Raw genomic sequence first — 19,422 nt, 5'->3', positions numbered from 1 at the left:
TCACATGGACTTCTTTAGCACACAAAATATTCTGGTTCACATTCCGCTGGGCGTTGGCGGCTACGATCTGTCGTGGATTGAAGCCGTCGGCACCGTCGCGGGCCTGTTGTGTATCTGGCTAGCCAGCCTCGAAAAAATCATTAACTACTTTTTCGGCCTGATCAACGTCACGTTGTTTGCGGTGATCTTCTTCCAAATTCAGCTTTACGCTAGCCTATTGCTGCAGCTGTTTTTCTTTGTCGCCAACGTCTATGGCTGGTATGCATGGAGCCGACAAACCAGCAATAACGAAACCGAGTTGCGAATCCGCTGGCTGCCGCTGCCGAAAGCGATGGGCTGGGGCGTTGCATGCGTGTTAGCGATAGCGCTAATGACGGTTTACATCGACCCGGTTTTTGCCTTCCTGACCAAAACGGCGGTGGGCATTATGCAGAGTGTCGGCCTGAACGTCGCGATGCCACAATTGCAGCCGGATGCGTTCCCGTTCTGGGATTCATGCATGATGGTGCTGTCGATTGTGGCGATGATTTTGATGACGCGTAAATACGTCGAGAACTGGCTGCTTTGGGTGGTCATCAACGTCATCAGCGTGATGATCTTCGCGCGCCAGGGCGTGTATGCGATGTCGCTTGAATACGTCATTCTCACGCTGATTGCGCTTAATGGTTCGCGGCTGTGGATGCAAAGCGCACGCGAACAGGGCTCGCGTGCGCTGTCACATTAATGATGATGGGCGTGGCCTTCCAGCGCGGTATGATCATGATGATCGTGCTGCGCGGAATGGCCATCTAAACCGAGCTCACAATCTGTTCCGCTACACGGCTGATACTCCATCTGTACCGTGGCATGGGCAATCTGATAATGCTGGTGCAAAAAGTGATGTATACGCTGTAGCAGGCCGTCGTGATCGTAAGGCGGAATGACCTGCACATGTAACGTCAACACCGGTTTTTCGCCCACTTGCCAAAGATGCACGTGATGCACATTACGCACTTCATCAATAGTGCGTGTGAGCTCGCGTGAAAGTTTATTGGCATCAATATGGGCTGGCGCGCCTTCCAGTAACTCATGCAGACTTTCGCGCAGTAACGACCAGGCGCTCCGCACCACCAGCAATGACACCAGCAGCGACAGAATCGGATCGATTGGCGTCCAGCCGGTCAGCATAATGATCACAGCGGCGACAATCGCACCAACCGAACCGAGTAAATCGCCGAGCACGTGCAGCGCTGCAGCGCGCACGTTGAGATTTTTCTCTTCACTGCCGCGATGCAGCAGCCAGAATGACAGCAGGTTAGCCAGCAGCCCGGCAATGGCGATACCGAGCATCAAACCGCCAGCAATCGGCTGTGGCTGATAGAAGCGACGTAGCGCCTCCCAAACAATCAGAACCGTAATCACCAGCAGCGCGATGGCATTGACGAACGCCGCCAGCGTGGTCAGACGCAGTAAGCCAAAGGTATGACGCGCGTTAGGTTTGCGTTGGGCAAACTGTACGGCCAGTAATGCCATTAGCAGCGCAGCGGCATCGGTCAACATATGTCCAGCATCGGCCAGTAGCGCCAGCGAGCCGGAAACGATCCCGCCGACCACTTCGGCCACCATAAACAGCGCCGTTACGCCGAATGCAGCCGCCAGTCGCGTGCGGTTGCTGTTAGATGCGCTGTGCGAGTGAGTGTGTGCCATAATTTTCCAGTTGTTTAAGTAACCTGTTTGTTAATGATATCAGTAAATTGAGATCATCAACGTTCAACTGCTGCTGTCTAGCCTGTGCGATCAGCTGCTGGCACTGCTCGGCAACCTCATCAATGCCCAGCATTAGCCAGCTTCCTTTCATCCGGTGCGCAGCGTGTTCCAGCTCGGCCCAATTCTGCGTATGGTGGGCTTTTAACAGGGCATCGCGATCCTGTTGCAGCGTGCGCTGCAATGTTTGCCCGATACGGGGGATAAAAGCTGGATTGTTTTGCGCCAGAGTCAGCAGACTGTTTGGCAGCACTTCCAGGGGATCCTTTACCGCACGCGCCAGCAGCGGCGCCAGATGATCGAGTTCGATGGGTTTAAGCAGCAACGCTTCATCGTTCCGCAGCGCCATTTTCAACAGCAGCACATCGGCGGAACAGAGCACGCGTAGCATGGTTTTACCACGCTGGCGCTGACGACGGCGCAGGATGCGCAGCAGGGTCAAACCATCGGGACGTGGCATCATTTGATCAATAAACAGAAGGTCAAACGGCATCCGGGCATCGGCCTGCAGCAGCCTGCGGCCATCTTCAAACACCTCAGCCTGCACCCCAAAGTTCGCCAGCTGCTGCTGCATCACTAAAAGATTGGTGGGATGATCGTCAACGATTGCGACACGTAATTGGGGATAATGTGGCCAGCTTTCCGCACGTTCAGTCAACGGCTCATCACTTAATACCAGCGGGAGCTGCACGCTTACCGTGGTGCCGTGGCCTGGCGCTGAGGTAAGCGCCAGCGAACCGCCCATGCGTTGCACGATTTCGCGACAGATAAACAGACCTAGCCCGCTGCCTTGTACCGCATGACTTTTGCCGGACGGCGCCTGATACCACGGCTCGAACAGCTGCGCCTGCTCGCTGAGCGGAATACCGCTACCACTGTCGGCCACGGTAAGCTGGATATGTTGATCAACGGCCAGCGTAATGCGCACTTCTCCCTCGCGGGTAAACTTCAGCGCGTTAGCCACCAGATTATTCGCCACCTGCTGCAGGCGATCGCCATCCAGCAGCACGCAGGCCGGCAGCGGCGTGAGCGCTTCAGCGACCAAATTCGGTCCCGCATCCCGCATTAAAGGGTGGTAGAGCTGCTGCTGCTGGTGCAGCCAATGCGCCAGGTTAAGCGGACGTGGCGCCAGGCGGAAACTTTGGCTCTCAATCCTCGCGTGATCCTGTAAATCGTTAAGCAGCGCCATCAGCGATCGCGCGCTGCTGTGCATCAGCGTTAATCGTTCACTCGGATGCTGCTGCTGTTCCAGCTCCAGCAAGCCGAGGATCGCCTGCATCGGCGTGCGCAATTCATGGCTGGCGGTGGCGAGAAACTGGCTTTTGGCGGCATTGGCGCGCTCGGCCTGCTCTCGCTGCAGCCTATCGCGGCGCTGTTGCCAATAGCGCCGCAGCAGGAGCGCCAGCAGCAGCAGGATAGTAATGCCAGCCGCAATGAGGATCATCAGCGGGATATTACGCATCGCCATAGTGGTGCCCGGCTGCGGAGGCTGCGACCAGCTCAAACGCATTTGGCTCAGCGTATCAGAGGGAATCTGCTGCAGCGCGTGATCGAGCAGCGCACGCAGTTCCGGCTGCGCAACGCTAACCTGCGGCGCCAGTGGCCAGGCAATATCGCTGGCGGCGAAAGCCAAATGAATACGATTGTCGGTATGGCTCGCCATACGCCAGCGGGCGGAAAGGACATTATCGACTAACGCATCAATCTGGCCGTTATTTAGCGCCTGCCAGAGCTGTGCACGATCGTCAAAAAGCTGTGGCGTGATGCTGGAGGGCAGTAAACGCTGCGCCAAATCGCCACGCAATACGCCCACACGCTGTCCTTGCAGGGATTGCCAACTCATTGGTGGATGCGTTGAGAGCGTGTAAATTCCCCAAATCGCACGCCACACAGGCAAGGTATTGCTGCTGGCATCGTCGCCGAACAGCGGCTGCAACAGGTTTAGCATGACCTGCTGCTGCTGCAATAACGTGGCGGCCTGTTGCGCATTGTTAACCCAGCGCGGCGTAAAATGCAGGCCGGTACTTTGGCTTAGCGCATTGAGTAAATCGATGCCAAAGCCTCGTGCATTGCCGCTGCTATCGCGGTAGCTCCATGGTGCATTATCGGCTTCGACCGCGTAAGGAATCTCTCTATGCTGCGTTAGCCACTGTTTCTCGCTGGTGGAAAGCATCAGCGTTTGCGTGTCCTGATAACGCAGCAGCGGCGGACTCCAGCGCTGCTGCACGCGATTGCTAAACTCGGCAGGCAGCAAACGAAGCTGGCCGTTAAGCCAGTGAATCAAGGCGGCGTCTTTGGCCAGTGCGCGTAACGTCAGCTCACCCGCACCGGGATCGGCAGCAATCTGGTAAATTTGTCCCTGTTGCAACTGGTCAAGCAGAAAACCTGCGCTGGCGTCATCGGCAATCAGATAATCACTTTGTTGGTTAAGCAACGCGTATAGCGCCTGCAAATCGCCCGGTAAGCTATGCCAGCGATGTTGCTGCACAAACGCGGTTGGCAGCTGCGCCAGCGTGGCATCGGCAATGGTGAGCTGTGCGGTATCGCTGTTGAACATCACCGCACGCTGATTATCGCGATTGCGATAGATGCGAATCGGGCTGCTGTACCAGCTATCGCTGAGAAGCGCCTCAGGAGGTGAGGCGGCGTGCTCGGTGCTTAACACGAAATCCACGTCGCCGCGCTGTAGCGCCGCCAGCTGCTGCGCGCGATCCGCATAACTTTGCAGCGTAAAGCGAGTGCCGGTGAGCTGACTGAGTGCGCTGAGATAATCGGCATCAATACCCCAGATGCGATCGCCAATACGCATCGCCCAGGGGGCGCTATTCTGCGCTGGTACCGCCACCCGTAATGTCGCGCCAGACCATGGCTCGGCATGCGGCGCGGGCATCATCGCGGGTAACATCACGCTGCTGGCGGGTAGCAAATCGGCTCTCGCCGGCAGACTCAGCAATAGCAAAACCAATAGAAAGAGTTTTCTCACTGCTGCGCTTTCCACAGCTCAGCCAGCTCAACCACCGAGTGCACGCCGGTTTTTTCCAGGATGTTCTTCTTATGGGTGCTGACGGTTTTATTGCTGATATGCAGCTGTTCGCCTATCTGTAAATTTGACAGTCCGCGCACCAATAGCGCAACGATCTGCTGCTCTTTCTCGGTCAGCGGCAGTTCGATACGTTCAGGTAGCGGTGGAAAAGCTTGTTGACCGCCCAGCACCGCCAGAATCGCACTCAATAATTGCGCCATACTTTGGCTTTTCACCACGTAACCGGCGGCGCCGAGTGAAACCGCAGTGAGCAGCGTATGGCGACTCTGCTGTGCTGAATAGATCAGCACGGGGCAATGCGGATGGCGCATGCGTAAACGGCGAAGCAGCTCCAACCCGTCGCAATCCGGTAAGCCGATGTCGAGCACAATCAAATCGATGGCGTGACGCTGCAACAGCTGACGCGCCTGAGCTTCATCGCCAGCGGCATGGATGTTGAGCGTAATGGGGGCGTTGACGCAGGCCGCTTCCAGTGCGACTTCGACTAACGGGTGATCATCAATAAGCAGCAGTGAAGCCATGAAACATTTCCTGTGAATTTCATTGCTTCAGCATAGCGGAAAAGGGCACCGGGCAAAATAAAAGGGAGAACCGAAGCTCTCCCTTATTAAAACTGCGGGTAAGCTTACTGAGAAGTACCATCAGTTTTGTGTTTAACGTGGCCGCCACCTTCTTTAGTGTCGACTTTCTTATTCATATCCGGGCATTTGCCATCTTTACACATGCTGTTTTTGTGAACCTGGCTTGCTGACATATTGCTTGAATCAGTGCCTGAGGTTGCCGCGCTATTGGTATTGGTGCTGCCGTTGTTGATTTTGCTGTTATCAACGTTATTCGGTGGCAGGTTCTGTTTTGCATCGCCTGCTGCTGCGCCCGCTTCAGCTGCAGCATTAGCTGAGCCATTATTGTCTGAAGAGTTATCTGCAGCCATGACCGCACCGCTACTTAAAGTCATCGCTGCCGTCAGAAAGATAATTGCAAACTTATTCATCATTATGCTCCGGTAATTAATGGATAGTTGCCGTCTAACACCGGCTGGTGTTGATTGACGAAAATAGCGTGCCGCGATGGAATAAAATTCCACCTTATACGCTTCGCTTAAATATTAAATTTTGCAAACACATCGATCCTTAGTGCTTACATTTAAAAAGCTTAGCGCAGGGATGGGTAAATGCAAATTTGAGATGTACATTTAACCTCCGCGCGTAATTTACACCCGACGCACGAAGGGCTAAAGTGGGCGGGTTGCGCCCGGCGGACGTTGGGCCAGAAATTTGAATGGAATTATGTATGGATTACCAGAACGACGATTTGCGCATCAGAGAGATCAAAGAGTTACTTCCTCCTGTTGCCTTGCTTGAAAAATTCCCCGCCACCGATAAAGCTGCCGAAACCGTTGCCCAATCACGTCAGGCGATTCACCGCATTTTGCACGGTCAGGATGATCGTTTGCTGGTGGTCATCGGTCCTTGCTCAATTCATGATACTAAAGCGGCGAAAGAGTATGCGGCGCGCCTGCTGCAACTGCGTGAAGAGCTCAAAGATGATTTAGAAGTGGTGATGCGCGTGTATTTTGAAAAACCGCGTACCACGGTCGGCTGGAAAGGGCTGATCAACGATCCCTTTATGGATGGCAGCTTCCAGATCAACGACGGTCTGCGCCTGGCGCGCAAGCTGCTGGTGGATATCAACGATATGGGTTTGCCAGCGGCAGGTGAGTTCCTCGATATGATCACACCGCAATATATGGCCGATCTGATGAGCTGGGGCGCAATTGGCGCGCGTACCACCGAATCACAGGTGCATCGTGAACTCTCTTCTGGCCTTTCGTGCCCGGTTGGTTTCAAAAACGGCACCGATGGCACCATTAAAGTGGCGATTGACGCCATTGGTGCGGCCAGCGCGCCACACTGCTTCCTCTCCGTCACCAAGTATGGCCACTCGGCCATTGTCGAAACCAGCGGTAACGAAGATTGCCACATCATTCTGCGCGGCGGCAAAGAGCCGAACTACAGCGCTGAACATGTAGCCGCGGTGAAAATCGGTCTGGAGAAAGCGGGTCTGCGTCCACAGGTGATGATCGACTTTAGCCATGCCAACAGCAGCAAGCAGTTCCAGCGTCAGATGGTGGTTGCTGACGACGTGGCGCAGCAGATTGCGGGCGGCGAGCAGGCGATTACCGGCGTGATGATTGAGAGCCATCTGGTAGAAGGTAACCAGAGCCTCGAAAGCGGTAAAGCGCTGGTGTATGGCCAGAGCGTGACCGATGCGTGCATCGGCTGGGCAGATACCGAGAAAGCATTGCGTCAACTGGCGCAGGCGGTTAAACAGCGTCGCGGTTAATCGCGGCGTGCAATAAAAAAGGCCAGACGTGAGTCTGGCCTTTTTGCGTTTCAGCGTTCGCTTACTTGGCTTTACCCTGGTTGGCAACGGCTGCTGCTTTCGCAGCGATCTCGTCAGCATCACCCAGATAGTAACGTTTGAGCGGCTTGAAGTTCTCATCGAACTCATACACCAACGGCACGCCAGTTGGGATGTTCAGTTCGAGGATTTCATCTTCGCTCAGGTTATCGAGGTATTTTACCAGTGCGCGCAGGGAGTTACCGTGTGCGGCAACGATCACTTTCTCACCACTCTTGATGCGCGGCAGAATGCTTTCGTTCCAGTAAGGAATAACACGTTCGATGGTCAGCGCCAGGCTTTCGGTGGTTGGCAGCTGCGCGTCAGTCAGTGAAGCGTAACGCGGATCGTGGCCTGGGAAACGCTCATCAGCGCGATCCAGTTGCGGTGGCGTGATGGCAAAGCCACGACGCCACTGTTTAACTTGCTCGTCACCATATTTAGCGGCGGTTTCTGCTTTATCCAAACCTTGCAGCGCACCGTAGTGACGCTCGTTCAGACGCCAGGTTTTCTCAACCGGCAGCCAGGCCTGATCCAGCTCATCCAGCACGTTCCACAGCGTGTGGATAGCGCGCTTCAGCACTGAGGTGTAAGCAAAATCAAACACGAAACCTTCTTTCTTCAGCAGCTGACCAGCTGCTTTGGCTTCCGTGCGACCTTTGTCAGACAGATCCACGTCGTACCATCCGGTGAAGCGGTTTTCCTGGTTCCACTGGCTTTCGCCGTGTCGCACCAGTACCAGCTTAGTTACGGCCATAGCTTTACTCCTTAATGCTCGATTTACGATTAGTATTGAAACCGGCTGCGGCCGCCTAAGAAGCGGCTCACTAATAGCGCCATACCATAGCCGAAAACAGCGCACTGCGTAAGCCTGTCGGTGACGCAGTGCGCGTTTTTCATCCGGCGGCTCAGTGCGGCGTGAAGCGATAACGCGTCACGGACTGCCAGCTGTCGCCAGGTTGCAGCCAGCAATCGGGCTGCGGCCATTCAGCATGGTTGGGCGAATCCGGTAAAAATTCACTTTCAAGAGCAATGCCCTGGAAAGCAGTATAGCTGTCTTGCTCACGGGCGCGGGTGCCCGCCAAATAGTTACCCGTATAAAATTGCAGCGCCGGTGCGGCGGTAAAAACGCTCAACTCCAGCTTGCCATCCGCAGACCACAAATGGGCCGCGGGCTGGCTGCTGTCGCCTGCCGTGTTGAGCAAAAAGGCATGGTCATAACCTTTCACCGCTTTTTGATCGTCATCGGCAAGGAACTCATCAGCGACGCGCTTCGGCTGGCGGAAATCAAAACTGTTTCCAGCCACTTCTTTCAGCGGTGCGTTGGGGATTCCCTCGCTATCCACCGGCAAGTAACGATCGGCGTGCAGTTGTAAGCGATGCTGGCGCGCATCGCCATGATGCGCATCAAGGTTAAAGTAAGCATGATTGGTCAGATTGACCGGGCAGGGCTTATCCGTCTTCGCTTCATAGCGAATCGACAGGCAATTATCATCATCCAGTTGATAGATCACGTCAGCAATCAAATTGCCGGGATAACCCTGATCGCCATCGGGCGAATCGAGGCGATAGTGCACCTCGCTTTCGCTCTGGCTAAGAATTTGCCAGCGACGTTTATCAAAACCTTCCGGTCCGCCGTGCAGCTGATGTGCACCTTGATTAGCGGCCAGCAGCAGATTAAGTGGCTTAAGTTCTGCCGAGGCGATGCGGTTGGCGTAGCGGCCGATGGTAGCGCCGAGATAGGCATCCTGATGCAGATAATCGGACGGTGAAGCGCAGCCGAGCAGCGCTTCACGCACGCTGTGATCGCGCATTGGCACGCGTGCCGATAGCCAGGTGGCACCCCAATCCATAAAGGTGGCGACCATGCCGTTGCGATTGCGCAACACGGTGATGCGCCACGGTTGCCCATCTGGCGCGTGTGAATTAACGTCAGTTACCATTGGCCTGCTCCTGCGGAGGCTTTGCACACGTAGAAGGTTTCTTTAATGCCGGTTTGCGCTTCATACTTTGCGGCCACTGCCGCCTTCACGGCATCGACCAGATCGATTGGCATCAGCGCCACAATACAGCCCCCGAAACCGCCGCCGGTCATGCGCACGCCGCCGCGTGGGCCGAGCTCTGCTTTCACAATTTCAACCAGCTGATCGATTTGCGGTACGGTGATTTCAAAATCATCACGCATCGAGGCATGTGATTCAGCCATCAGTTCGCCCATACGCTTCAGATCGCCCGCGCTTAAGGCATCGGCCGCTTCCAGCGTGCGCGCATTTTCCGTAATGACGTGGCGCACGCGCTTCGCTACCAGCGCATCCAGCTCACCTTCGGAGGCTGCAAACTCTTCCAGCGAGACATCACGCAGTGCGGGTTTGTTGAAGAAGCGGGCACCGGTTTCACACTGTTCGCGACGCGTATTGTATTCGCTGCCCACCAGGGTGCGCTTGAAATTAGAGTTGATGATCACCACCGCGATGTCTTCCGGCATGGAGACCGCGCGCGTACCCAGCGTGCGGCAATCGAGCAGCATGGCGTGATCGGGTTGGCCGAGCGCAGAAATCAGCTGATCCATAATGCCGCAGTTACAGCCTACAAACTGGTTCTCGGCTTCCTGGCCGTTCACCGCAATGGCGGCGCCGTCCAGCTTCAACGCATACAGCTGCTGGAACACGGTGCCGACCGCCACTTCCAGTGATGCCGATGAACTCAAGCCTGCGCCCTGTGGCACGTTGCCGCTGATCACCATATCCACGCCGCCAAAGCTGGCATCGCGTTTCTGCAGATGTTTCACCACGCCGCGTACGTAGTTGGCCCACATCGGCTCTTTTAACGGCTCAATGGGCGCGTCCAGCGAGAAACTGTCTTGCTGATTGTCGTAATCAACGGCAATCACGCGCACTTCACGATCATCGCGTTTGGCGCAGGCAATCACGGTTTGATAATCGATAGCGCACGGCAGCACGAAGCCATCGTTATAGTCAGTGTGTTCGCCGATCAAATTCACGCGGCCCGGCGCCTGAATGCTGTGGGTGGGTTGATAGCCGAAAGTGTCAGCGAATACCTGTTGAGTAATGGATTTTAATGACATTTATTGCGCCTCGCGGAAATGGACATCGCTGACAGAACGCAGACGTTCAGCTGCCTGTTCCGCCGTTAAATCACGTTGGGTTTCGGCCAGCATTTCATAGCCAACCATAAATTTGCGCACCGTGGCTGAACGCAGCAGCGGTGGATAGAAATGGGCATGCAGCTGCCAGTGATCGTTGGCTTCACCGTTAAACGGCGCACCGTGCCAACCCATCGAATAGGGGAATGAGCACTGGAACAGGTTATCGTAGCGGCTGGTCAGCTGCTTGAGCGCCAGCGCCAGATCGGTGCGCTGCGGTTCCGTTAAATCGGTAATGCGCTTCACATGGGCTTTTGGCAGCAGCAGCGTTTCAAACGGCCAGGCGGCCCACCAGGGCACGACCGCCAGCCAGTGCTCGGTTTCCACCACCGTGCGGCTGCCATCTTTCAGTTCGCGCGCCGCGTAATCAACCAGCAGCGGCGAACCTTTCTCATCAAAATAACGGCGCTGATTGTTGTCTTCTTTTTGCGCTTCGTTAGGTAAGAAACTGTTGGCCCAAATCTGGCCGTGCGGATGGGGATTAGAGCAGCCCATCGCCGCACCTTTGTTTTCGAATACCTGAACCCAAGGGTAATGCTGCCCGAGGTCGGCGGTTTGTTCCTGCCAGGTACGCACAATGTCTTCCAGGCCGCTCAGCGGCAGCTCAGGCAGCGTTTTGCTGTGATCCGGCGAGAAGCAGATTACGCGACTGGTGCCGCGCGCGCTTTCGCAGCGCATCAACACATCTTCGCTCTGCGGCGCGTCGGGCGTATTGGTCATCAGCGCAGCAAAGTCGTTGGTAAAGACATAGGTGCTTTTGTAGTTGGGATTTTTGTCGCCGGTAATGCGGGTGTTTCCAGCACACAGGAAACAATCAGGATCGTGAGCGGGCAGCTGTTCCAGCGCCGGCGTTTCCTGCGCGCCCTGCCACGGACGCTTAGCGCGATGCGGCGAAACCAGCACCCATTGGTCGATCAATGGGTTATAGCGGCGATGCGGATGATCAACCGGGTTAAATTTTTCCATGATAAGTCCTGGTAAACGGCAAAAAGATAAAAATGGTTTTGATCAAAGTAGCACAAAGACCCGCGTGAAAGCGTGATCCAGTCTGGATAAATGGTATCGTTTACACAAGGTGACGATTCTCATTTTGTGGGGTTATCGCGTGTGATTGTTGAATTACCAGGCAATGAAATGGTAGCGGTTACATTAAGGGGGGATTTTAATTCCGGTGCGCATGAATGCGCACCCTACTAAGCGCTTTCGTAGGGTCGCCATTAATGGCGACCGCCAATTACCGCAGTGCTTCCTGCAGGAAACCGTAACCCTGTTCTTGCGCGACAAAACTTAAACGATGCGTGATGCACTGCGGAGCATCTTCGGCGTGATGGGACACAAACAGCAGCTGTGTACGGCCTTCACCAATCAGCACATCGACAAAGCGACGCACCAGCTGGCGGTTAATCGGATCAAGTCCTTGCAGTGGTTCATCGAGGATCAGCAGCGTGGGATGTTTGACCAGCGCACGCGCAATAAGCACCAGCCGCTGTTGTCCCCACGACAAACTGTGAAATGGCGCGTCGGCCAGCTGATTATCCATGCCGAGCAGCGCCAGCCACTGCCGCGCCAGGGCTTTTTGCCGATCGGACACCGCTTGATACAGGCCAATGGAATCGAAGAAACCGGAAAGCACCACCGTGCGCACATTGCAGCTGACGCGATAATCAAGGTGCAAGCTGCTACTAACGTAGCCGATATGCTGCTTGATATCCCAGATGGTTTCGCCGCTACCGCGTCGGATACCGAATAGTGTTAAATCGTTGCTGTATCCCTGTGGATGATCGCCGGTGACCAAACTGAGCAGGGTCGATTTTCCTGCGCCGTTCGGCCCAACAATCTGCCAGTGTTCACCGGGATTCACCTGCCAGGTTAAACCATCAATTACCGCTTTATCGTTGTACGACACCACGCCGTTACGCAGTATCACGCGCGGCGCATCTTCGGCCAGCTGCGGCAGTTGATCGGGCTGATCTGCTTCCGGCAGCGCCATGCCGGAAAGCGTCTCGCTGTGCGCCAGCTGTGCTACCAGCGCCTCGGCCAGCACGGCACGACGCTCGCCCACATGCGTCAGCGTGCATTCCGCCAGCACGCCCACTTTCTCCACGAAATCGGGAATATCGTCAAAGCGATTCAACACCAGCACCACGGTGTAACCGTTTTGATGCAGATCGTTGAGAGTGTGTGCCAGGCTGGCGCGTGATGCCACATCCAGCCCATCAAAAGGTTCATCGAGGATCAGCAGATCCGGTCGCGCCATCAGCGCCTGACACAGCAGCGTTTTGCGCGTTTCACCGGTGGAGAGATATTTAAAGCGGCGATCCAGCAAATAGCTGATACCAAATTGCTGCGCCAGCGTCTGACAGCGCGCGTCATCTTTAATTTCGTCCTGGATGATCTGCGCAGCCGTGCGACCGGTATCGTCTTCGCCATCACTTAGCAGGTCGGTGTTATTGCGTTCCCACTCATCGCTCACCAGCTTCTGCAGCTGCTCGAGTGAAAGACGTGCACGGCGTTGGAAATCCTGCCGCACGCTGCCTTTACCCGGCAATAACTCGCCGGAGAGGGCGCGCGCCAGCGACGATTTACCGCTGCCATTCGCGCCGACGAAGGCCCAGCTTTCGCCGCTGTTGAGGGTTAAATCGTGAAGGGACAGTGCTCGGGAGTCGCTAAGGTGAAATGTGCCTTGCGAAATTTGCAATGAAGCCATGATTCATTCCGTTTTTTGCATCGTGTCGTTCTGTTTTAACCAGCGATACCCGCGAAGTCAAATCATGGCGCTGAATTCAGAGCAGTGTGGCGATGATGGCGTGTTCGGCATTAAAACTGGCGGTCACACTGGCGCCAACCTGTAGATTCTGCTGTTTAACCTCGTCGTTGGTGACGGTGGCGCATAGCGTCTCTCCGCTCGGCAGCGCCATTAGCACTTCACTAACCAGCTCGCCAGGCTCAATGGCGCTAATGTGTGCCGCCAGCTGGTTACCGTTGTGGCCTGGCGCGCTGCTGACGTGAATCCACGGCGCTTTAATCAACACCAATACCTCTTTGCCGCTATCGAGTTGCAGCCGCTCGGCGCTGCGTTCGGTGATGGCCACCTGTAAACGCGTAACGCCGTCGGCGAGCAGCACATCAATATGCTGTTGTACATGCTGGTGATCGCTGGCCAGCACTGTAGCAAACAGCTGGTTACGCGCGCTGGTTTGCAGCGAGAAACGCGCAATCGCCGCCAGCAGACTGTCGAGCGGCAAGCTGTCGTTTTGCAACACATCGAATGCCTTCTGCTGAATCTGCTCCATCAGCAGGAACAGCTGAATCAGACGCTCGCCATACTGCGTTAGCTGCGCGCCGCCGCCGCCTTTGCCACCGGTAGCGCGCTCAACTAAGATTTGATCAGCCATCTGGTTCATTTCGTTAATCGCGTCCCAGGCACTTTTGTAGCTGATGCCCGCCAGCTTCGCGCCCTGGCTAATGGAGCCGGTTTGCTGCACGCGTTTCAGTAGCTCGATACGGCGCGGATCGGCAAACAGCTTCTGCTGAAGACGAATATGAAGAGAAAGTTCTGCCTGCATGTCAGCTCCTTTGGTTAATCAGCTCAGTTTACTGCTTAAAAGTAAAAGCACGAAAAGGGCAGTGCGTTTTTTTCTCTAACCGTTACAATCACTTTTTTATTTTCTGCGTGAGGTTTCCATGCTGGAACTGCTAAAAAGCCTGGCCGTGGCTATCATCATGGTGCCGATTGTGATGGCGATTATGCTCGGTCTGATTTATGGCCTGGGTGAAGTTTTTAACGTCATCTCTAAATTTGGTCGCCGCGAAGACCGCCCTGCCAATAGCTCACAACACTAATTCCTCAACGCCCGCATCTCGCGGGCGTTTTGTTTTTTAACTTCCGAAAAATCCTGCCGATAACAATCTCATGACGCATGCGTGCTCACGTTGTATTATCAAATATATAACGTAACAAGGAGCAACAAATGCAAAAAAATCATTACTGCTGGGCAGCTGCAACAGTTTTAAGTGTGACCCTGGCCGGTCAGGCTGTGGCCGCGGAGAAGATCACCGTGTTCGCCGCCGCGTCATTGACTAATGCGCTGCAGGAGATCGCCACGCAATACCAGAAGAAAACCGGCGTTGAAGTGGTCTCTTCTTTTGCCTCTTCATCGGTGCTGGCGCGCCAGATTGATCAGGGGGCACCTGCCGATCTGTTCATCTCAGCCGATCAGCAGTGGATGGACGATGTCGTCGGTAAAAACAGCGTAGTAACCCGCACGCGCTACACGCTGCTCGGCAATGATTTAGTACTGATTACACCCAAAAGTGACGCAGCGAAAACGGTTACCATTAATAACCAAACCGACTGGAAGAGTTTGCTAAAAGGCGAGCGGCTGGCGGTGGGCGATCCGGATCACGTACCAGCCGGAATTTATGCCAAAGAAGCATTACAGAAACTGGGCGCGTGGGACGCTTTATCCCCGCAGCTGGCGCCAGCGAATAATGTGCGCGCTGCGCTAGCACTGGTTGAACGTAACGAAACGCCTTACGGCATCGTTTATGGATCGGATGCCGTTGCCAGCGAAAAAGTGCAGGTAGTGGGACGTTTCCCGGAAGATAGCCACAAACCCGTGGAATATCCGATGGCGATTGTCAAAGATCATCAGAACGCAACGGTAGAAGCCTTCTACAACTATTTGCAGGGGCCGGATGCCGCTGCAGTGTTTAAACAGTATGGATTTACGCCGAAGAAATGATACTGAGCGATCCCGAATGGCAGGCTGTGTTTCTCAGCCTGAAAGTTTCCTGTGTAGCGGTGCTGTGCAGCCTGCCGTTTGGCATCATGATGGCCTGGATTCTGGCGCGCTGCCGGTTTCCAGGCAAAACCCTGGTGGATAGCCTTATTCACCTGCCGCTGGTATTACCGCCCGTGGTGGTGGGATACCTATTGCTGATCGCGCTGGGCCGACGCGGCTTTATCGGCGAATGGTTATATGACTGGTTCGGCTTCACCTTTGCCTTTAGCTGGCGCGGTGCGGTGTTGGCATCCGCGGTGATGGCCTTTCCGCTGATGGTGCGGGCGATTCGCCTCGCACTTGAAGCGGTCGATACCAAACTGGAGCAGGCGGCGCGTACGCTTGGCGCCGGACGCTGGCGTGTGTTCTTCACCATCACCATTCCGCTCACTTTGCCGGGCATTATTGTCGGGACAGTACTGGCCTTTGCCCGTTCGCTGGGCGAATTTGGCGCGACCATCACTTTTGTTTCCAACATTCCCGGCGAAACGCGCACCATTCCGTCGGCGATGTTTACTTTGATTGAAACGCCCGGTGCGGAAGGCACGGCTGCCCGCCTGTGTGCTGTGGCGATTGCGTTGGCGTTGATGTCGCTGGTGGCATCCGAACTGCTGGCGCGCTGGGGCCGCAAACGGCTGGGAGCCGCATAATGCTCAATCTGCAAATTTCTCAACAGCTGGGCGATCACCAGCTCGACATCAGCGTCAGCATCCCCGGCAGCGGTATCACGGCGATTTTCGGTGTCTCCGGTGCAGGTAAAACCTCATTAATTAATGCCATTGGCGGCCTGACTCAGCCGCAGCGCGGTCAGATTCAGCTGAACGATCGTCTGTTGTTTGATGCGGAAACGCAGGTCAATTTGCCGCCGGAAAAGCGCCGTATTGGCTATGTGTTCCAGGATGCGCGGCTGTTCCCGCACTATCGCGTGCGCGGCAACCTTCAATATGGCATGGCGGCATCAATGAAACCGCAGTTCAACGCGCTGGTAGCGCTGCTCGGTTTAGAGCCGTTGCTCAGTCGTTTTCCGGCCTCATTGTCGGGTGGGGAAAAACAGCGCGTGGCGATTGGCCGCGCATTACTGACTGCGCCAGATATTTTGCTGATGGATGAACCACTGGCTTCGCTGGACTTGCCGCGCAAACGTGAGCTGATGCCCTATCTGCAAAAGCTGGCGAAGCAGGTGGATATTCCCATCCTTTACGTCACACACAGTCTTGATGAGATTTTGCAGCTGGCGGATAACGTGCTGGTGCTGGACGCGGGCCAGGTAAAGGCGTTTGGGCCACTGGAGAAAGTGTGGAGCAGCTCGGCAATGCGACTGTGGCTGCCGATGGCTGAACGCACCAGCGTACTGCGTGTGCAGGTGCTGGAGCAGCATCCGAATTACCCGATGACGGCGCTGTCGCTCGGCGATCAGCACATTTGGGTCAGCCGCGTGAATCATCCCCTGAAAACGCCGCTGCGTATTCGCATCGCCTCGGCCGATGTGTCGCTGGCGCTACAGCCACCGCAAAATACGTCGATTCGCAATATCCTGCCGGCGAAGGTGGTCGAGCTGCTGGAGATTGATGATCAGGTGGAAGTGAAACTGCGCATTGGCATCAGCGAGCTGTGGGCGCGTATTTCGCCGTGGGCGCGAGATGAGCTGGGGATTCGTCCCGATCAGTGGCTGTATGCCCAGATTAAAAGCGTGTCGATTACGGCATGATTTATTGCACGGTTTGATAAAATCGGCGCAATAAATTGCGCCGCAACATCCTTCGGTTACAGGATTTCCTGGTTGATCACTTCCGCGATGCCCGGTTCCACATTGGTACCAATCACCTTTTTGGCGCGCGCTTTGATCGCGTCATCGGCATTGCCCATCGCCACACCTAATCCCACCTGTTCCAGCATACTGAGATCGTTATAGTTGTCGCCAAACGCCAGCACGTCTTGCATGCTGAAGCCCTGGCTCTCCACCCACTGAGCGAGGCGCTTGCCTTTACTGTTTCCTGCCTGCGCGATATCCACCTGATCGTGCCACGACCATTCGCACGCCAGACCGAGTTCGGCTTCGGTGCGCTCGGCAAACTGCTGCAGCGCGCGCGTATCGGGGTGCGACAGCGCAAATTTCCAGATCGATTTGGCTTCAATGGCGGCCTGCGCCAGGCTTGGCACCTGCAGGAACAGCGGGCGCTGCGCTTCCGGCAGTGACTGCGCCCAGTTCAGCGTACGCGTTACGTGGCCAGTTGGCGTTTGATACAGCATCGCGTCATCGACATACAGCAAGCCGTGAATATTCTCTTCATCCAGCATCTCAATCACACGCGCAGCTTTGCTTTTATCCAGCGGATCGGCAGCCAGCACCCTCTTCGCCGAATAATCATACAAATAGGTGCCATTACAACAGATTGCGGGTGTATCCAGCTTAAGTGCCTGATAAAAAGGGTGGATAGCGCAGTGGTGGCGACCGGTAACGATCAGCACTTTGACGCCCGCCTGTTGCGCGCGGGACAGCGCTTCAATGGATTCTGGCAGAATGGTTTTATTCGGGGTCAGCAGGGTGCCGTCGAGGTCAAGGGCGATTACGCGGTAGCTCATTACACTTTCCGTCCGGGAGTTAGCAAAGCGTTAAGTCTACACCCGGCAGCGGCCCTGAGACAAAAAACAGGGCACAAATGAATCCAGCGCGACAAAATGAAACGCGCTACAGTTATCCCTTTCATCAGGCAGCGAATAAGGAAAACGCATGAAACAAGTCGTGTATACCGCCAGTCCCGAGAGCCAGCAGATCCACGCCTGGCAGTTACAGGAAGATGGCGCACTGACGTTATTGCAGGTAACGGATGTTGCCGGGCAGGTGCAGCCGATGGTGGTGAGCCCGAAAAAAGATTTTCTCTATGTCGGTGCTCGTCCGAATTTTCGCGTACTGGCGTTCCGCATTGCGGCCGACGGTACGTTGAGCCTGGCCGGCGAAGCGCCGCTGCCGGGCAGCCCAACGCACATCTCCACCGATCGTCACGGCAACTATCTGTTCTGCGGCTCGTATAACGATGCCTGCGTCAGCGTCAGCCCAATTGGTAGCGATGGCTTGCCGCAGGCACCAAGCCATGTGATTAACGGTTTAGACGGCTGCCATTCAGCAAATATTGACCTGAACAACCAAACGCTGTTCGTACCGGCACTGAAGCAGGATCGCATCTGCCTGTATCAGCTGAATGCAGATGGAACGCTGGCGCCGCGCGAGCAGGCGCAGGTCACCACCGTTGAAGGTGCGGGTCCGCGGCATATGGCGTTCCACCCGAACGGTGCCTACGGTTACGTGGTCAATGAGTTGGATAGCACGGTGGATGTCTGGGCATTAAACAACGTACACGGCCAGGTCGAGCGCGTGCAGAGCCTTGATATGATGCCGCCAAACTTCAGCGACACGCGGTGGGCCGCCGATATTCACATTACGCCAGATGGCCGTTTCCTTTATGCCTGCGACCGTACCAGCAGCACCATTACCGTGTTCAGCATCAGTGAAGATGGTGCCGTGCTGGCGATTGAAGGTTTCCAGCCAACGGAAACGCAGCCACGCGGTTTCAACATTGACCATAGCGGACAATATCTGGTCGCGGCAGGGCAGAAATCGCACCATATCGAGGTGTATAAAATCCAGGAGCGCGGCCTGCTGCATCCGCTGGCGCGTTACGCGGTAGGACAAGGCCCGATGTGGGTCGTCATCCACCAACTGTGATATTAGGTGCGCATAAATGCGCACCCTACAAAATCCGTCGTAGGGTCGCCATTAATGGCGACCTTTCTTATTATGCGTATTTCACCGTAATCGACGCGCTGGCTAGCGCATGAAAATGCACGTTAAAACCAACCATCGCGCCACTCGCACCTTCATCCACCTCAATCTTGTCCGTATCCAGCGCATGCACCGTAAAGATGTAGCGATGCGATTCGCCCTGCGGTGGAGCGGCGCCGCCATAGCCGCTTTGGCCAAAATCGGTGCGTGTCTGAATGGCGCTTTCTGGCAGTTCCGCCACGCCAGAACCGGCACCTTGCGGCAGTACGGTTACTTCAGCGGGAATGTTCGCTACCACCCAGTGCCACCAGCCGGAGCCCGTTGGCGCGTCGGGATCGTAGCAGGTCACGACAAAGCTTTTGGTGCCCGCCGGGACATCATCCCATGCCAGATGCGGTGACAAATTGTCGCCCTGATAACCCATCCCATTGAAAACGTGCCGCTCTGGCATCTTATCGCCATCGTTAAAATCCTGGCTGAATACACGCATGATCGCTCCTTTGTAGTT

General features: G+C 55.5%; 19 protein-coding genes. 7 read left to right on the top strand and 12 right to left on the bottom strand.

The window, feature by feature from the left end; genetic code table 11:
• Nucleotides 1–4 precede the first annotated feature (4 nt).
• A complete protein-coding gene (gene pnuC / locus AAGR08_RS12935; RefSeq protein WP_345827062.1) occupies nt 5–724 on the top strand; it encodes a nicotinamide riboside transporter PnuC in 720 nt (239 codons plus the stop codon).
• Here pnuC and zitB read toward each other — a convergent pair.
• From zitB to AAGR08_RS12915, 4 genes are all read right to left on the bottom strand, one after another.
• Entirely contained in the window at nt 721–1,686 is a 966-nt protein-coding gene (gene zitB, locus AAGR08_RS12930) for a CDF family zinc transporter ZitB (protein WP_345827061.1), read from the bottom strand. The genes pnuC and zitB overlap by 4 nt on opposite strands.
• Nucleotides 1,655–4,741, bottom strand: a complete 3,087-nt coding sequence (locus AAGR08_RS12925) for an ATP-binding protein (RefSeq protein ID WP_345827060.1) — start codon at nt 4,739–4,741, stop codon at nt 1,655–1,657. The genes zitB and AAGR08_RS12925 overlap by 32 nt, the downstream gene beginning before the upstream one ends.
• Nucleotides 4,723–5,307 (bottom strand): response regulator transcription factor, encoded by a 585-nt coding sequence (locus AAGR08_RS12920; protein WP_097094533.1) that lies wholly within the window; start codon nt 5,305–5,307, stop codon nt 4,723–4,725. The genes AAGR08_RS12925 and AAGR08_RS12920 overlap by 19 nt, the downstream gene beginning before the upstream one ends.
• A 104-nt stretch (nt 5,308–5,411) precedes the next feature.
• Nucleotides 5,412–5,777: a YbgS-like family protein gene (locus AAGR08_RS12915; protein ID WP_345829915.1), complete on the bottom strand. Its 366-nt coding sequence runs from the start codon at nt 5,775–5,777 to the stop codon at nt 5,412–5,414.
• Nucleotides 5,778–6,076: 299 nt separating this feature from the next.
• On the opposite strand from AAGR08_RS12915, the gene aroG reads away from it, so the two are divergent.
• Nucleotides 6,077–7,129, top strand: coding sequence for a 3-deoxy-7-phosphoheptulonate synthase AroG (gene aroG / locus AAGR08_RS12910; protein ID WP_345827059.1), 1,053 nt, complete (start codon nt 6,077–6,079; stop codon nt 7,127–7,129).
• Between the two features lie 61 nt (nt 7,130–7,190).
• Here the strand turns inward: aroG and gpmA are convergent, their stop codons facing one another.
• The 6 genes from gpmA to modE form a co-directional block, all read right to left on the bottom strand.
• The gene (gpmA, locus tag AAGR08_RS12905) at nt 7,191–7,943 is read right to left on the bottom strand and encodes a 2,3-diphosphoglycerate-dependent phosphoglycerate mutase (RefSeq protein ID WP_345827058.1); all 753 of its coding nucleotides are present in this window, start codon (nt 7,941–7,943) and stop codon (nt 7,191–7,193) included.
• A 151-nt stretch (nt 7,944–8,094) separates the two neighbouring features.
• Entirely contained in the window at nt 8,095–9,129 is a 1,035-nt protein-coding gene (gene galM, locus AAGR08_RS12900; protein ID WP_345827057.1) for a galactose-1-epimerase, read from the bottom strand.
• Complete coding sequence (galK, locus tag AAGR08_RS12895) at nt 9,123–10,271, bottom strand: galactokinase (RefSeq protein WP_345827056.1); 1,149 nt, start codon at nt 10,269–10,271, stop codon at nt 9,123–9,125. The genes galM and galK overlap by 7 nt, the downstream gene beginning before the upstream one ends.
• Nucleotides 10,272–11,315 (bottom strand): galactose-1-phosphate uridylyltransferase, encoded by a 1,044-nt coding sequence (gene galT / locus AAGR08_RS12890; RefSeq protein ID WP_097094528.1) that lies wholly within the window; start codon nt 11,313–11,315, stop codon nt 10,272–10,274.
• A 268-nt stretch (nt 11,316–11,583) separates the two neighbouring features.
• Nucleotides 11,584–13,056 carry a molybdate ABC transporter ATP-binding protein ModF gene (gene modF / locus AAGR08_RS12885; protein ID WP_345827055.1) on the bottom strand — a complete coding sequence of 491 codons (1,473 nt, stop codon included), beginning with the start codon at nt 13,054–13,056 and terminating at the stop codon, nt 11,584–11,586.
• Nucleotides 13,057–13,132: 76 nt separating this feature from the next.
• Nucleotides 13,133–13,915: a molybdenum-dependent transcriptional regulator gene (gene modE / locus AAGR08_RS12880; protein ID WP_345827054.1), complete on the bottom strand. Its 783-nt coding sequence runs from the start codon at nt 13,913–13,915 to the stop codon at nt 13,133–13,135.
• A gap of 118 nt (nt 13,916–14,033) precedes the next feature.
• Here modE and AAGR08_RS12875 point away from each other — a divergent pair, with 118 nt between their 5' ends.
• The 4 genes from AAGR08_RS12875 (at nt 14,034) to modC (ending at nt 16,841) form a co-directional block, all read left to right on the top strand.
• On the top strand, nt 14,034–14,192 hold the full coding sequence (locus AAGR08_RS12875; protein ID WP_097094525.1) for an AcrZ family multidrug efflux pump-associated protein: 159 nt from the start codon (nt 14,034–14,036) through the stop codon (nt 14,190–14,192).
• A gap of 128 nt (nt 14,193–14,320) precedes the next feature.
• Nucleotides 14,321–15,094 carry a molybdate ABC transporter substrate-binding protein gene (modA, locus tag AAGR08_RS12870; protein ID WP_345827053.1) on the top strand — a complete coding sequence of 258 codons (774 nt, stop codon included), beginning with the start codon at nt 14,321–14,323 and terminating at the stop codon, nt 15,092–15,094.
• Entirely contained in the window at nt 15,091–15,783 is a 693-nt protein-coding gene (gene modB, locus AAGR08_RS12865) for a molybdate ABC transporter permease subunit (protein ID WP_097094523.1), read from the top strand. Before modA ends, modB begins: the two co-directional genes overlap by 4 nt.
• Nucleotides 15,783–16,841, top strand: coding sequence for a molybdenum ABC transporter ATP-binding protein ModC (gene modC / locus AAGR08_RS12860; RefSeq protein ID WP_345827052.1), 1,059 nt, complete (start codon nt 15,783–15,785; stop codon nt 16,839–16,841). Before modB ends, modC begins: the two co-directional genes overlap by 1 nt.
• Before the next feature lie 56 nt (nt 16,842–16,897).
• Here modC and AAGR08_RS12855 read toward each other — a convergent pair whose 3' ends face one another.
• Nucleotides 16,898–17,716, bottom strand: coding sequence for a pyridoxal phosphatase (locus AAGR08_RS12855; RefSeq protein ID WP_345827051.1), 819 nt, complete (start codon nt 17,714–17,716; stop codon nt 16,898–16,900).
• 148 nt (nt 17,717–17,864) lie between these two features.
• Here AAGR08_RS12855 and pgl point away from each other — a divergent pair, with 148 nt between their 5' ends.
• Nucleotides 17,865–18,857, top strand: coding sequence for a 6-phosphogluconolactonase (gene pgl, locus AAGR08_RS12850; protein ID WP_345827050.1), 993 nt, complete (start codon nt 17,865–17,867; stop codon nt 18,855–18,857).
• 70 nt (nt 18,858–18,927) lie between these two features.
• Here the strand turns inward: pgl and AAGR08_RS12845 are convergent, their stop codons facing one another.
• Nucleotides 18,928–19,404: a kinase inhibitor gene (locus tag AAGR08_RS12845; protein ID WP_097094519.1), complete on the bottom strand. Its 477-nt coding sequence runs from the start codon at nt 19,402–19,404 to the stop codon at nt 18,928–18,930.
• Nucleotides 19,405–19,422 lie beyond the last annotated feature (18 nt).

This window comes from Pantoea sp. BRR-3P (genome assembly GCF_039621635.1).
Classification (GTDB): domain Bacteria; phylum Pseudomonadota; class Gammaproteobacteria; order Enterobacterales; family Enterobacteriaceae; genus Pantoea; species Pantoea floridensis.
Note: the sequence above shows the minus strand (reverse complement) of the source record. Positions and strands in the feature narration are given on the sequence as shown.

Coding starts and splice junctions, on each gene's coding strand:
- modA (WP_345827053.1), top strand. CDS start 14,321: ATGCAAAAAAATCATTACTGCTGGGCAGCTGCAACAGTTTTAAGTGTG.
- galM (WP_345827057.1), bottom strand. CDS start 9,129: ATGGTAACTGACGTTAATTCACACGCGCCAGATGGGCAACCGTGGCGC.
- pnuC (WP_345827062.1), top strand. CDS start 5: ATGGACTTCTTTAGCACACAAAATATTCTGGTTCACATTCCGCTGGGC.
- gpmA (WP_345827058.1), bottom strand. CDS start 7,943: ATGGCCGTAACTAAGCTGGTACTGGTGCGACACGGCGAAAGCCAGTGG.
- modC (WP_345827052.1), top strand. CDS start 15,783: ATGCTCAATCTGCAAATTTCTCAACAGCTGGGCGATCACCAGCTCGAC.
- modB (WP_097094523.1), top strand. CDS start 15,091: ATGATACTGAGCGATCCCGAATGGCAGGCTGTGTTTCTCAGCCTGAAA.
- modF (WP_345827055.1), bottom strand. CDS start 13,056: ATGGCTTCATTGCAAATTTCGCAAGGCACATTTCACCTTAGCGACTCC.
- zitB (WP_345827061.1), bottom strand. CDS start 1,686: ATGGCACACACTCACTCGCACAGCGCATCTAACAGCAACCGCACGCGA.
- modE (WP_345827054.1), bottom strand. CDS start 13,915: ATGCAGGCAGAACTTTCTCTTCATATTCGTCTTCAGCAGAAGCTGTTT.
- pgl (WP_345827050.1), top strand. CDS start 17,865: ATGAAACAAGTCGTGTATACCGCCAGTCCCGAGAGCCAGCAGATCCAC.
- AAGR08_RS12875 (WP_097094525.1), top strand. CDS start 14,034: ATGCTGGAACTGCTAAAAAGCCTGGCCGTGGCTATCATCATGGTGCCG.
- galT (WP_097094528.1), bottom strand. CDS start 11,315: ATGGAAAAATTTAACCCGGTTGATCATCCGCATCGCCGCTATAACCCA.
- AAGR08_RS12845 (WP_097094519.1), bottom strand. CDS start 19,404: ATGCGTGTATTCAGCCAGGATTTTAACGATGGCGATAAGATGCCAGAG.
- galK (WP_345827056.1), bottom strand. CDS start 10,271: ATGTCATTAAAATCCATTACTCAACAGGTATTCGCTGACACTTTCGGC.
- AAGR08_RS12855 (WP_345827051.1), bottom strand. CDS start 17,716: ATGAGCTACCGCGTAATCGCCCTTGACCTCGACGGCACCCTGCTGACC.
- AAGR08_RS12915 (WP_345829915.1), bottom strand. CDS start 5,777: ATGAATAAGTTTGCAATTATCTTTCTGACGGCAGCGATGACTTTAAGT.
- aroG (WP_345827059.1), top strand. CDS start 6,077: ATGGATTACCAGAACGACGATTTGCGCATCAGAGAGATCAAAGAGTTA.
- AAGR08_RS12920 (WP_097094533.1), bottom strand. CDS start 5,307: ATGGCTTCACTGCTGCTTATTGATGATCACCCGTTAGTCGAAGTCGCA.